The 13,950-nt window shown below is 64.6% G+C and carries 10 protein-coding genes; 6 read left to right on the top strand and 4 right to left on the bottom strand.

Annotated features, from left to right (window positions below; genetic code table 11):
- The first annotated feature begins 51 nt into the window (after positions 1-51).
- Positions 52-1,545, top strand: a complete 1,494-nt coding sequence (locus HJ583_RS04130; protein WP_328824822.1) for a serine/threonine protein kinase — start codon at positions 52-54, stop codon at positions 1,543-1,545.
- Between the two features lie 11 nt (positions 1,546-1,556).
- On the opposite strand, the gene HJ583_RS04125 is transcribed toward HJ583_RS04130, so the two are convergent.
- The 4 genes from HJ583_RS04125 to HJ583_RS04110 all read right to left on the bottom strand — a co-directional run bounded on the left by HJ583_RS04125 (position 1,557) and on the right by HJ583_RS04110 (position 5,288).
- Entirely contained in the window at positions 1,557-2,315 is a 759-nt protein-coding gene (locus HJ583_RS04125) for a PP2C family protein-serine/threonine phosphatase (protein ID WP_170020723.1), read from the bottom strand.
- 7 nt (positions 2,316-2,322) lie between these two features.
- Positions 2,323-3,003: an FHA domain-containing protein gene (locus HJ583_RS04120; protein ID WP_170020721.1), complete on the bottom strand. Its 681-nt coding sequence runs from the start codon at positions 3,001-3,003 to the stop codon at positions 2,323-2,325.
- A 117-nt stretch (positions 3,004-3,120) separates the two neighbouring features.
- The gene (locus HJ583_RS04115) at positions 3,121-4,263 is read right to left on the bottom strand and encodes a GGDEF domain-containing response regulator (RefSeq protein ID WP_170020718.1); all 1,143 of its coding nucleotides are present in this window, start codon (positions 4,261-4,263) and stop codon (positions 3,121-3,123) included.
- Complete coding sequence (locus tag HJ583_RS04110) at positions 4,260-5,288, bottom strand: acrylyl-CoA reductase family protein (protein ID WP_170020716.1); 1,029 nt, start codon at positions 5,286-5,288, stop codon at positions 4,260-4,262. Before HJ583_RS04110 ends, HJ583_RS04115 begins: the two co-directional genes overlap by 4 nt.
- 216 nt (positions 5,289-5,504) lie before the next feature.
- On the opposite strand from HJ583_RS04110, the gene HJ583_RS04105 reads away from it, so the two are divergent.
- The 5 genes from HJ583_RS04105 (at position 5,505) to HJ583_RS19040 (ending at position 13,919) form a co-directional block, all read left to right on the top strand.
- The gene (locus HJ583_RS04105) at positions 5,505-6,365 is read left to right on the top strand and encodes an HDOD domain-containing protein (RefSeq protein ID WP_101941395.1); all 861 of its coding nucleotides are present in this window, start codon (positions 5,505-5,507) and stop codon (positions 6,363-6,365) included.
- A 129-nt stretch (positions 6,366-6,494) separates the two neighbouring features.
- Positions 6,495-8,321, top strand: coding sequence for a DNA mismatch repair endonuclease MutL (gene mutL, locus HJ583_RS04100; RefSeq protein WP_170020714.1), 1,827 nt, complete (start codon positions 6,495-6,497; stop codon positions 8,319-8,321).
- Positions 8,322-8,371: 50 nt separating this feature from the next.
- Positions 8,372-10,717, top strand: coding sequence for a fatty acid cis/trans isomerase (locus HJ583_RS04095; protein ID WP_170020712.1), 2,346 nt, complete (start codon positions 8,372-8,374; stop codon positions 10,715-10,717).
- A 104-nt stretch (positions 10,718-10,821) separates the two neighbouring features.
- Positions 10,822-11,541 (top strand): pseudouridine synthase, encoded by a 720-nt coding sequence (locus tag HJ583_RS04090; RefSeq protein ID WP_170020710.1) that lies wholly within the window; start codon positions 10,822-10,824, stop codon positions 11,539-11,541.
- 350 nt (positions 11,542-11,891) lie between these two features.
- Positions 11,892-13,919, top strand: a complete 2,028-nt coding sequence (locus HJ583_RS19040; protein ID WP_170020708.1) for a pseudouridine synthase — start codon at positions 11,892-11,894, stop codon at positions 13,917-13,919.
- Positions 13,920-13,950 lie beyond the last annotated feature (31 nt).

Genomic DNA, 13,950 nt, shown 5'->3' with positions numbered 1-13,950 from the left:
TGGCATACACTGCAGGCAAACCGCCCACCCGCCCTGCACGGAAAACCAAACGTGGCCGAGACTCCGCCCGACAACGAGACCATCGTCCTCAATCAGACCGTCAACGCCGGCGCACAGCACCGCGACACGGCCCACAACGCGCTGCCGATCGGCACCCGCATGGGTGAATTCGAAATTATCGGGCTAATCGGTGAGGGTGGCTTCGGCATCGTCTATCTGGCGCAGGATCACTCGCTGGAACGCAAGGTGGCGCTCAAGGAGTACATGCCAGCCTCGCTGGCTTCGCGTGGCAGCGATGCCGCCGTGGTGGTGCGCAGCGAGCGACATCACGAAACCTTTGCCATCGGCCTGCGCAGCTTCGTGAATGAAGCGCGCCTGTTGGCCCGCTTCGATCACCCGGCACTGGTCAAGGTATATCGCTTCTGGGAAGCCAACGGCACGGCCTACATGGCCATGCCTTACTACGACGGCCGCACTTTGCGCGATGTACTCGCCTGCCTTGATGCGCCACCAGACGAAGCGACGCTCAAACGCCTGCTGGCACCGGTCATGGAAGCACTGGAGCTGATTCACGCCGAGCAATGTTTTCACCGCGACATCGCACCGGACAACATCATGATCCTGCGCGATGGCCGCCCGGTGTTGCTGGACTTCGGCGCCGCCCGCCGCGTGATCAGCGATATGACCCAAGCCCTCACCGTAATCCTCAAGCCGGGCTACGCGCCGATCGAGCAATACGCCGAAATGCCCGGCATGAAACAGGGGCCGTGGACCGATCTCTATGCGCTTGCCGCCGTGGTCTATTACGCCATCCTGCACAAGCTGCCTCCACCTTCAGTCAGCCGCATCGTGCAGGACAGTTATGAGCCCCTGAGTCAGCTTGCCGCGGGGCGCTACAGCCACACCTTCCTGCGCGGCATTGATGCCTGCCTAGCGGTGAAGGCCGAGGACCGCCCGCCTTCCGTTGCTGCCATGCGCGCCTTGATCGGCATGGCCGGCAGTAATCCGGCCAGCCCGCCGGCCACACCACTGGCACAGGCGCGCACCACGCCTCCAACACCCCAGGCAGCGGCCATTCGCGTGGATCAGGATGAGCAACGACCCCGCCCGTCCGCTCGGCCGCAGAACCGCCTGATACTCGTATTGCTGGCCGCTGGGCTGACACTGGCCAGCGCTGCCGGCTGGCATTTCACACGCGTAAGGTCTCCGCTACCGGCAGCCCCCATCGTCACCCAAAGCGAACCGGAAGCGCCGACCAGCGCGCCAGCACCACTTCTTGCCGCAGCGGCCAGTGAGCCTGGGGCCCTGGAGTCAGCCCCCATCGAGCAGCCAGCACCAGTACCCACCAGTGCTGCGACTGTGCTCGAAACAGAGTCAGCCCCTGTCGTGCCAACCGCCGCGGCAGCCAGCTCGGCCTCGACCCGCTCCGCCATAGCCAAGTCCAGAGCCCGCAGCGCGAACGCCTCTGGCGATACCGAGCGCAGCCAGGCAGAGCGCGATTACATGCGCCAGCTCAATCGCGATCTGGACAAGATGCTGCGCTAAGTCCTCAGGGCTCAAGCGAGTGGAGGCTGCGCCCCGGCGTCCTGCAGGCGAACCGCAATCGCCGTGTAGTTGTCATGGCGCGGCGCAGGATCGGCACTGACCACCCGGGCCATGCGTTCCAGCCAGTCCGGCATGCTCACCGCCTCGGCCAGAGTCGTCACCATCTGCGTCTCATGAACATGCTCCCACCAGCCATCGGAGCAGACCAGGAAGCTATCGCCGACCTGCAGGGGTAAAGCCTCGCCCGACACACTCACTTCGATCCCTTCCAGATTGCCGATGGCTGAGGTAAGCAGGCTGCGCTGCGGATGGGTGCGGGTCAGCTCCAGGCCGCCATAACCGGCATCAATCATGGTTTGCACCAGACTGTGATCGCGGGTCTGAAATACGACCTCACCAGCACGGAAGAAATACACCCGGCTGTCTCCAGCATGGGCCCACACGGCCTCGCGCCGCTCAAGATCAATCAGCAGCAACGCGCAGGTGGCGTGCATGTCATCCACATGATCCTGCTTGGCGACCAGTACCGCGCCGTGCGCCGCCTCGATCAGACGAGCGGCCACCGCAGAGCTCACTCCAGGCGAAGCCTCGAACATGCCCAGCACGGTTTCAACCACGATCCTGGCCGCAACATCGCCGCCGCCATGGCCACCCGCCCCGTCAGACACACACAGGCAGACACTATCGCCAACCCGAACCTGGCCGCATGCGTCTTCATTGCGACGGCGCGCTCCGATGTGGCTCTGCTCGGCGCTGTAAAGGGCAAGCATGACCGGGTCAGCAGGGCCGCTCGCCCGGCGGCGCAGCGATCTCATCCGGCTGCCGCTGCAGGGCCACGCCCAACAAGGTATGCAGGGTTTCGGCCGGCACAGCCTGCTGCTCACCGAGCAACAGGCGCAATTGTTCGCCGAGGCGCTCGGCCCGTAGCTCGTCCAGCTCAGCCGGCAGGCGCAGACCCTGCATGCCCAGACCGCGGATGAAGGCCTCAAGCAAGGCATGGGGGCTGCCAGCCGGAGGGCTCATACGAGTGCTGAGCTCGAAATCGAATTCCAGGGTTTCACTCACCGCCTCAGCGTCAGCCACTACCGGAGCCGCCACGGGCGGCAGCGGGGCAGACACAAGCCTCTGGCGCACCTGACGATCGGCGCCGATGTGCTCGACCAGCAAGGCCCAGCCCCCCATGCCGATCAGATCCCCTTCATGAAGGGTGACGACCTTGCCTTTACCGAGCTTGCGGCCATTGATGCAACTGGGATTACCACCCTGATCGACAAGGAAGTATTCGCCACCCAGCCACTTGATGCGGGCCTGGATGCGTGAGAGGTGCTTGCCCGGGTCTTCCAGCAGGAGGGTATTACCTTCCTCGCGACCGATGCTGCCCCCTTCAGGGCCGAATTCAACGCACTGCGGGCGGCCAGGAGGGGCGCCATCATGGCTCTGTACGGCAATACGCAGCACGCTGCTCTCCTGTGGTCATGGCCGGCCGCAGCCGTACCCCCTCATTGCAGCACAGGCGCACCCGCCGCTTCAAGGGCCGATGCGGGCAGACAGCATGCGCGCGGGTAAATCCAGCGCTCAGCCTCTCCACTGGGTCATGTTGGTCGCCGTGCTGGTCACCAGGCTGGAGGTGGATGTGGCGGTGTGCATTTCCAGCGAGGTGATCTGGGCCTTCTCCGCCAGCGTCAGCAGGTTCAGCGAAATCCGGAAATCGTCCTCCATCAGCTCCAGCAACGGCATCACGGTCTGCACCAGCTCGCGCAGGCGCTTGCGGGCCTCTTCCTTGCTACCGGTGCGGATCTGGGTCAAGGCATGATCAACGCTGACGGCCAGGCGGCTGAAACGGCCGATATTGTCCGGCGTAACCTCGCCGGACTCGGACACCACACGGTTGCCCCCCAGCAAACTGCCGTCGGCCACGCGGGCTGCGGCAAGCTGAAGCAGTTCTTCCAGCGAAAGATTGGGATCGCCGTGCGCGCTGGCCAGCCCGATGGTCAGGCTGATGCGAATACGGTGCTCCTTGTAGGTCATCACGATGGTGTCGATGGCCCGGCGCAATCTCAAGGCGAAGGCGCCACAGGCATCCAGATCGGCAGACGGCGAGATCACCGCAAACTGACCTTCGGCGAGGTGGGCGATCGTGTCTTCCTTGCGCACCTTGGCCGACAGCAGCTTGGAGAGCTTGCGATGCACCAGCTGACCAACGCTGTGACCGTAGCTCTCGCACAGTTTGTCGTAGCCATCGACCTGGATGACCATCACCGACACATCGCCACGGTTGCGGCGCACCAGTTGCTCGCGGCTCTCTTCGAGCTCGCGGCGTGTCTGGGCCAGTTTGACCAGGGCTTCGATGCGGGCGACCAGCTCGACGCGCGGCGTCCCCTTGGTAATGAAGTCAGTGGCACCCATGGCCTGGGCCTTCATGCGTGCTTCGTTCTCGTCTTCACCCGAGATGATCAGCACCGGCAGGGTATTCACGCGTGACAGACGCGAGCCGCGGATGCGCGCCAGCAGGCCGAAACCGTCGAGGCGAGGCATGCCGATGTCGGAGATCACGACCTCGATGGTCGGGTCGAGCAGCAGGGTCTGCCAGCCCGCTTCGCCATCGACCTCCTCGCGCACATCGAACTTGTCGCGGATCTGCTTGATCAGCGAGGCGCGCACCATGCGCGAATCATCCACGATCAGCACACGCGGCAACTGCGCAACCACTTCACTCATGTCATGTCCTCTGTTTCGCCACTGCGGGCAATCTGCACCACGGTGCGGCCCGTGGCGCGGGCTGCAATGAATTCACCAAACACTTGCGGCAAAGCTTCGAAAGGGATTATCCGCATGATCGAGGCAAGATGGCGCGGCCGCAGATCAGCGGCCAGCCGCGCCCATGCGCGTTCGCGCACACTGAATCCAGCATAGACCGAATCGATGCCCAATAAACTGACGCCGCGCAGGACGAAGGGCATCATCGAAGCGCTCAGATGGCTGTCGGCTGCCAGCCCGATACTTGCCACCACACCGGTGGGTTTGCTGGTGGAGAGCGCCCAGGCCAGCGTCGCGCCCCCCAGATTGTCGATCACGCCGGCCCAGATTCCCTTGTCCAGCGGCTTGAACGCATCCAGCGGCAGTTCACTGCGCAACATTACCCGGCTAGCGCCCAGGCCGCGCAGCCAGTCGGCCTGCTCCGCCTTGGCGGTGAGGGCCACCACCTCGTAGCCCCGCCCGGCCAGCATGTCGATGGCGAGAGTGCCAACACCGCCGGAAGCGCCGGTCACCAGCACTGGGCCGCGCTCGGGCTTGAGGCCATTCTCTTCCATCCGGGTGATGGCCATCGCTGCGGTCAGTCCGGCGGTGCCGATGGCCATCGACTCCTGCGAAGACAAGGACGCCGGCAGCGGCAACAACCAGCCCCCAGGCAGCAAGGCGCGCTCGGCGTAGCCGCCGTGATGCGCCACCCCCAGTTCGTAGCCGGTAGCAATCACTTTCTCGCCCGGCGCAAACCGGGGCGCCGCACTGCGCAGCACGGTGCCGGCCAGATCGATGCCACCGACGCAGGGGAAACGGCGCACCACCTTGCCGCGGCCAGTCGCGGCCAGGGCATCCTTGAAATTGACCGAAGAACACTCAACACGGATCAATACATCGCCCGCATCCAGCGCAGTTTCATCCAGGCTCAGAAAGCGTCCGCACAACGCCTCACGGGTCGCAGGCGCAGAGCGTTCGATGCAGAAGGCGCGAAAAAAAGTCACCGGTAACAGGCTCTCGTAAAGGAAACAGCGCAAGTGTGAGGGCAGGCTTTGTCCGGCCGCAATCCTAATCCGCTTTTACGGCGCCGAGACCTGCCGCGGCGCAGCAATTCCGGCATACGCCGAAAGATCTACGACCAACGGCAAACAATTGATAAAGCTAAAGATCTGCTCACCCCCTGCCGTAGAACAGGGGGCATTCCCTTGCTATGAAGAACCATGCTCGCCAAACCTCTCGATTCCGTTGACAGCTATATCGCTTACTTCAGCAGCCACGAACTCCCGGTACTGAGGCGGAGCATGCGTGCGCTGGGCGAGTTGCATAGTAACGAAGATCGCATCAGCGGCCGCTCGCTGGCCTCTGAAGTGCTACGTGACCCGATGCTGGCCCTGCGCGTGCTGGTGTATCTGGAAACCCATCGCCATCGCAAGCAGAACCACGACATCACCACCATCGATCGCGCCATCATGATGATGGGCATCTCGCCCTTCTTCGACAAGTTCGGCAAGCTGCCGACCGTGGAGGCCTATCTCGCCAGCCATCCCAAGGGCCTGGTGGGCTTGCTGCATGTAGTCAGCCGGGCGCAGCACGCAGCGCACTGGGCCCGCGATTTCGCCCTGCTGCGCCACGACATCGATGTAGACGAAGTCACCGTGGCGGCCCTGCTGCACGAAGCAGCCGAAATCCTGTTCTGGTGCTTTGCGCCAGTCTGCATGCAGCAGATCGAGCAGATGAAGAAGGATCAGCCGGGCCTTCGCAGTGTGGTGGCGCAGCAAGCCGTGCTCGGCGTGAGCATTCAGGATCTGCAGGAAGCCCTGGTCCAGGCCTGGCACCTGCCCGATCTGCTGATCACCCTGATGAGCGACGAGAACGCTCAGAATCCACGCGTGCGTACCGTGCTGCTGGCCTGCGACCTCGCCCGCCATGCCGCCAACGGCTGGAACGATCCAGCCCTGCCCGACGACTACACCGCGCTGGCCGAGCTGCTGCATATCAAGCGCAGCGCAGTGATGCAGCGCGTGGGCGCCCCGGAGGAAATGTGGGCGCCCGTGCTGGCCGGAGAGATCGCGGCAGAGTAAAGGGCTACAGGAAGCGAACGAAAGCATGCGCCGGCAGCGGCGCTTGAAACGCCCCCGCCTGCCCGCCTCACCACTCTCCATGCCCGATTTTCGGGATAATGCCGGCTTCCCCGCCGTAGTTGCCGCCGCATGCCTGCCATCCACAAACTCCCTGAAGTCCTGATCAACCAGATCGCCGCCGGCGAGGTCGTCGAACGCCCGGCCTCAGTGCTCAAGGAGCTGATGGAAAACAGTCTGGACGCAGGTAGCCGGGCGATTGAGGTAGCACTTGCCCAGGGCGGCGTGAAGCAACTACGCATCACCGATGACGGCTGCGGCATCGACAAGGACGACCTGGCCCTGGCACTGGAGCGCCACGCCACCAGCAAGATTGCTTCGCTCGAAGACCTGGAGGCCGTGGGCACCATGGGTTTTCGCGGCGAAGCGCTGGCCGCCATCGCGTCCGTCGCCCGCACCAAGATCATCAGCCGCGCCACCGGCGCTGCACACGCCTGGCGCGTCACCGAACGCGAACGTGAGCCAGCGCCAGCAGCCCTGAATAGCGGCACGGTGATCGAGGTGGAAGACCTCTACTACAACACCCCGGCGCGGCGAAAATTTCTCAAGTCCGAGTCCACCGAGTTCGGCCACTGCGACGACGTGTTTCGCCGCGTGGCGCTGGCCCGGCCGGATGTCGGCTTCCAGCTGGCCCACAACGGCCGCGTCTCCCTGCGCCTCGCGGCGGGTGATGCCGAGCGGCGGGTACGCGAGATTCTGGGCGACGACTTCATGGCCAACTGCCGCCGCGTCGAAGTGGACAGCGGCCCGCTGCGCCTTTACGGTTTCGCCGCCCTGCCGGCCTATGCGCGCGCCAACCGCGATGCCCAGTTTTTCTACGTGAATGGCCGTTTCGTGCGCGACAAGCTGATCCAGCATGCCCTGCGCGAGGCCTATGCCGACATCCTCCACGGCGCACGGCATCCGGCCTTCGTACTGTTCCTCGACATGGATCCGGCCGGAGTGGATGTGAATGTGCACCCGGCCAAGACCGAGGTGCGTTTCCGTGAAGGCCGCGCGATTCACCAGTTCGTCTTCCATGGCCTGTCGCGCTCGCTGGCTGTGCCGGTGCAGTCCGCCAGCCTGGCGCAAGGACCTGCAGCGCCCCTCGCACCCTACAGCGGCCCCACCGAACAGGCTCGTCTCGGCGTCGAAGAGCCAGGCCTGCCGCAAAACCTCTCGGCCTGGCAGACCCGCGCAGAACCCGCCCGCAGCGAGGGCTTCCGCCCGGCCAGCTTCGAGCGTCCGAATGGCGGGGCCAGCTTCAATCCGGCCACCCTCGAACGCCTTGCCCCGCAGATGCCGAACCTGCCCGCTGCCGACGCCGGTAGCGCAAGCTCGGCCCCGCTTGGCTATGCCGTCGGCCAGATCCATGGCGTCTATGTGCTGGCACAGAATGCCCACGGCCTGGTGCTGGTGGACATGCATGCCGCCCACGAACGCATTCTCTACGAGCAGTTGAAGCATGTGCTCGATGGCGCCCCCGGTGTGCAGCGCCTATTGATTCCGGCCATCTTCAACGCCAGCAAGATAGAGCTCGCCACCGCCGAGGAGCAGGCCGACACCCTCAATCGCATGGGCTTTGACGTCGCCGCCGCCGGGCCGAACGAGCTCGCCGTACGTAGCGTACCGGCGCTGCTCGGGCGCGCCAACGTGAGTGAACTCTTGAGAGCCCTGCTCGCCGAGCTGCGCGATTTCCCGGCCTCGGAGGTGATCGCCGCACGGCGCAACGAACTGCTCGCAACCATGGCCTGCCACGGCGCAGTGCGCGCCAACCGCCAGCTGACCCTGCCCGAGATGAATGCACTCTTGCGCGACATGGAAGCCACCGAGCGCGCCGATCAGTGCAACCACGGCCGCCCGACCTGGACCCAGCTGAGCATGAATGATCTCGACAAGCTCTTCATGCGCGGGCAATAAGCCGACGCCACCATTCCTTTACCCTATTCCAAGTTGCTGAAGGCCAGCTCATGAAACGCCCCTACCTCCTCGCTCTGCTGGTCTTCCTGGTCGGCTGTGCCACGCTCGCCCGCGAAGATCTCGGTGCGCTCTTCGGCCCCGCCAATCCGGCCCGTTTCGATACCCCGCATGCCGAGGCCGGCCAGGTCTCTTTCCGCTCGGAAGTGCTGCCGGTGCTGGAGCAGCGCTGCGTGGTCTGCCACGCCTGCTACGACGCCGCCTGCCAGCTCAAGCTCGGCTCCTTCGAGGGCATCAGCCGCGGTGCCAGCAAGGACAACGTTTATGACGCCGCCCGCCTGTTCGAGGCAAACCCGACCCGCCTCTTCATTGATGCCGACCAGCCTTCAGCCTGGCGCAAGAAGGGCTTCCATCCGGTGCTCAACGAGTTCCCGGCCACGCCGGCGGCCGAACTGCAGGCCAGCCTGCTGGCGCGTGCCCTCGATCTGAAGGAGCGCCATCCGCTTACTCCGAACGAACCCGCACCGGACTCGCTGGACTTCTCGCTGAATCGCCCCAACCAGTGCCCCAGCATCGAGGAGTACAGCGCCTTCGAACGCAAGAACCCGCTGATGGGCATGCCCTTCGGCATGCCGGCTATCAACAGCGCGGAGAGCAGCTTGCTGCGACGCTGGCTGCAGCAAGGGGCGCCCTACGAAGGTTCGCGTCCGCTGGCGACCAGCGTGACGGATGAAATCCGCAAGTGGGAGCGTTTCTTCAACGGCAGCTCGCTGCGCGAGCAACTGGTATCCCGCTACATCTACGAGCACCTGTTTCTCGCCAATCTGTATTTCGAAGGCGAGCCGGAGCTGCGCTACTTCCGCCTGATCCGCTCCACCACGCCCTCGGGCCAGCCCGCCCGCGAGATCGCCAGCCGCCGCCCCTTCGATGATCCGGGCAAGGCCCCGTTCTACTACCGCCTGCTGCCGGTGGAAGAAAGCATCGTTGCCAAGTCGCACATGCCTTATGCCCTGAGCGCCCGGCGCATGACACGCTGGCAGGAGCTGTTCTTCACGCCGGATTATCAGGTCACGAGCCTGCCGAGCTACGCGCCCGAAATCGCCGCTAACCCCTTCAGGGCGTTTGCCGAGCTACCGGTGAAGGCGCGCTACCGTTTCATGCTTGATGAGGCCGAATTCACCGTGATGGGCTTCATCAAAGGCCCGGTATGTCGCGGCCAGACCGCACTGAACGTGATCAATGATCACTTCTGGGTCTTCTTCCAGGATCCGGAAACCCTCACCAGCTCAGACGCCGAATTCCTCTCCCTGGAGAGTCGCAACCTCACCCTGCCCGCAGCGGAGGAGAGCAACTCCCTCGTGCTCACGCCCCTGATCCGCTATTCCCGTCAGGAAGAGCGCTACCTGGAAGCCAAGTCCGCCTATCTGGAAAAACGCTTCACCCGCCCCGAAGAGGTTTCGCTGGACCTGCTCTGGAACGGCGACGGCCAGAACGCCAATGCCGCCCTGACGATCTACCGCCATTTCGACAGCGCCACCGTGATGAAAGGCCTCGCCGGGCAAACCCCAAAAACCGCCTGGGTCCTGAGCTACTCACTGCTCGAGCGCATCCACTACCTGCTCACCGCTGGCTATGACGTTTTCGGCAACCTCGGTCACCAGGTCAACACCCGGCTCTACATGGATTTTCTGCGCATGGAGGGTGAGTTCAACTTCATTGCCCTGCTGCCACAAGCCGAGCGCATCGGCGTGCGCGACTACTGGTACCGCGATGCCAGCCGTAACGTGAAGGATCACGTGTATGGCAAGTACGCCCATTACAACCGCGAATCCGGCATCCGCCTGTCCGGCAAGGAGCCTCCCGCCCAAGAAGTGATGGGCATGCTCGCCGAACGCCTGCGACCGATACTGGAGCAACAGCACAGCCTTGCCAGCCTGGCCGACAACCGCTTGCGCCGCGAGTTGGAGACGCTTGCCAGCGTGCGCGGCGCCACCCTCAGCTGGCTGCCCGAAGCCAGCTTCCTGCGCATCGAAGAGCCCGGCCGCGCGCCCCTCACCTTCACCCTGCTGCGCAACACCGCGCATCGCAACATCACCATGCTGCTACGCGAGGACAAGGCCGTGGTACCCGCCGAATACGGTCTGGACGTGCTGCAAGGCATCGCCACCGCCTACCCGAACGCCTTCTACCGCCTCCAGCGCAAGGAGCTGGCGGAATTCACCCAGCGCATCGCCCGCCTCGGCAGCAAGGCAGACTATCGCGAACTGATGGAGCGCTTCGGCGTGCGCCGCACCAGCCCGGATTTCTGGGCCATGAGCGACGCCATCAATGCCGACTACCGTCGCCAGGAACCGATCGAAGCGGGCATCCTCGATCTGAACCGCTTCGAGAATCGCTGATCCTTCGCAAGTCACACGCCACTTGTTGCGCAAATTTTGCGCAACAAGTGGCCTCAAAATGCGATAATCGCGGCCCTTTCTCCGCTCTACCCTTCCCCGCCGTGATGCAACTCGACAGAATTCTCCAATCTCAGGGCTTCGGCTCGCGCAAGGAATGCCGCAAGCTCGTGCGCGATGGCGAAGTGAAAATCGGCGGCGTGGTCGCCACCGATCCCTTTGCGGAATACGAGGAGCAAGGCTTCCAGTTCGAAATCGCCGAGTGGGAATGGGAATACAGCGAAAAGGTCTACGTAGCCCTGTACAAGCCTGCCGGCTACGAGTGTTCGCATAAACCCAAGCACAACGAAAGCATCTACCACCTGCTGCCCGACCCCCTGGTAGCACGTGATGTACAGAGTGTTGGCCGCCTCGATGTGGATACTACCGGTCTGCTGCTGTTCTCGGATGACGGCCAGTTCATCCACGCCATTTCCTCAGCCAAACGCCAGGTCACCAAGAGCTACCGAGCCATTACCAACCAGCCCGTACGCGACGAAGAAATCGCCCAGCTGCTGGCCGGCGTGCAATTGATTGATGAGCCCGAACCGGTCGCCGCACTCGAAGCGCGCAAGGTCGGCGAGAAGCAGATCGAGCTGGTGATCGACCACGGTAAATACCACCTTGTGAAACGCATGATCGCTGCGGCCGGCAACCATGTGGACAAACTCCACCGCTATGGCGTGGGCGGCCTTTCGATGGAAGACGGCACCCTCCCCGAGATGGAGCCGGAAGACTGGTGCTACCTGCGCCCCAAGCACCTCGCTCTGCTCGGCTACCAGCCCTGAAAACGGGATAGATCCGCGGCGCCGGGCGATTTCGGCACGTCGCAAGCTAACGTTGTACGCCTGCGGATCAGGTTTCGACCTTACCCCGCTCGCTAAGAAGCTGTTCACGATCTGTAGCGAGAGGCCGTCAGCAGGGCATCGATACGCACAGGAGCCGGAGTTTATGTTGATAAATGAGGACTCCGAGCAGCGCATGAGCCCTCTCAGTGATCAATGAGCGGCCTCACAGTAAGATCGGGAACAGCCTCTAAGATTTCTCCCATTCTCATTTCTCGTATTGAAATGAAAAACCGACGCACTTCACCGCGCCGGGCTACGCTTAAAAAATTACCCTGAAGAAAAACAAGACCATGGCTGAAGACAGCAAACGCAGCAAACTCTCCCTTCCCGCCAAAACGGGCGATGCGCCCACCAGCGAGCGCCGCACCCGCGCCCCGCTACGCGGCTCCAGCAAGCCACGCGCGCCCAAGCCCGCCACCTTCCGCCCACGCGAAGAGAGCAGCGAACGCGCGCCGCGCGAAGGCCGTGGTTCTGACGAGCGCCGTCCCTATGCAGACCGTAACGAACGCGGCGACCGCCCGCGTCGCGATGGCGAACGTCCGGCGCGCCCGGCAGGTGATCGCCCCCAGCGCGATGCGCGCAGTTTTGACGAACGCCGCCCGGCCTATTCCCGCGAGGGCGAACGCCCGCGCCGTGATGATTCCCGCCCCTCCCGGCCCGCTTTCGGTGAGCGCACGCCGCGCCCCAGCGGCCCGCGTCGTGAGGAAGATCGCACGGGGTTCAACGGCCGCCTGCCGCGCGAAGAGTTTCGCGGTGGCGCCGGGCGTGGTTTCGATGAGCGCCGCCCGCAGGGGGATCGCCCGCCGCGCCGCGAAGGCGAGCGTGGAGCGCGCCCGGAAGGCCGCGACGAGCGTCGCCCCGCCTATTCCCGCGAGGGTGAGCGCGCCCCGCAAGGCGATCGTCCGCAGCGCAGCTTCCGCGACGACGGCGGTGACCGCCGCTTCGGCAGCGCGGCCAAACCCCGCACCGAAGGCGAACACGGCTCACGCCGCCCGACCTTCGAAGGCGGCAACGAGCGCCGCCCGGCTTATCCGCGTGATGGCGAGCGGCCGGCTTTCAGCCCGGATCAGGAGCGCCGCCCCTATGCCGAGCGAGCCCCGCGCGAAGGCCGCAGCTTCGGCGAACGTGATGGCCACCGCGAAGAACGCCGTCCGGCTTTCCGGGAGGGTGATCGTCCGGCCCGCCCGGCTTTCCGTGACGGCGAACGCTCCCGCCCGGACAACCGTGCCGCGGATGAGCGCCGCCCTTACGCTGAGCGCCCTGCCCGCGATGGCGAGCGCGCAGCCCGCCCGGCCTTCCGCGATGGCGCCCAGGCGCGCCCGGAAGGCCGCAGCTTCGGCAGCGAGCGTCCGCGTCGTGATGAAGCCCCGCGCACTTACGGCGAGCGCCCGCGCCGCGACCTCGATCGCGACGGTCCGGCCCCGGCGCCGAAGTTTGGCGACGACCAGATGCCGGCGGCTCCGCGCGGCACCAGCTTTGGTCGCAGCCGTGCTGAAACAGCGCCCGAGCCCGCACCGGAGCGCTACCACCGGCCGGTGCCGCCCGAACGCTTTGCCAACGCCCCGGCCGCCGCACCGGTGGATCAGCCGGGCGCCGTGCGTCTGTCCAAGCTGATGTCGGAACTGGGCCTGTGTTCGCGCCGTGAAGCCGATGACTACATCGAGCGCGGCTGGGTCAAGGTGGATGGCGAAGTGATTGCTGAGTTGGGCGCCAAAGTGCTGCCCACCCAGCACATCGAGCTCAATGCCGTCGCCGAAGAAATGCAGCTGCGCCGCATCACGGTGCTGATCAACAAGCCGATCGGCTATGTCTCCGGTCAGGCCGAAGATGGCTACGAGCCCGCAGCCGTGCTGATCACGCCGGAGAATCACTGGGCCGAAGACCCGACACGGCGCCGTTTCGAATCCCGCATCATCCGCAAGCTGGCTCCGGCCGGCCGACTGGACATCGACTCCACCGGCCTGCTGGTACTGACTCAGGATGGCCGCGTCGCCAAGCAGCTGATCGGCGAGACCAGCGAAGTCGAGAAGGAATACCTGGTGCGCGTGGAAGGCGAACTATCGGCCGAAGGCATGCGCCTGCTGCATCACGGTCTGGAGCTGGATGGTGTCGAGCTGCAACCGGCGAAGGTCAGCTGGCAGAACGAGGATCAGCTGCGCTTCGTGCTGCAGGAGGGCCGCAAGCGCCAGATCCGCCGCATGTGCGAGTTGGTCGGCCTGAAAGTGGTGGGCCTCAAGCGCATCCGGATCGGCAGCATCCCGCTCGGCAAACTCCCCGTCGGCCAGTGGCGCTACCTCGGCGAGCACGAAAAGTTCTGATCGATGTAACTACCGCGCTGTAGCTTTCCAT

Source organism: Uliginosibacterium aquaticum (genome assembly GCF_012972705.2).
Classification (GTDB): domain Bacteria; phylum Pseudomonadota; class Gammaproteobacteria; order Burkholderiales; family Rhodocyclaceae; genus Uliginosibacterium; species Uliginosibacterium aquaticum.
The sequence above is the reverse complement of the archived record's forward strand: the minus strand, read 5'-3'. Positions and strand labels throughout refer to the sequence as shown.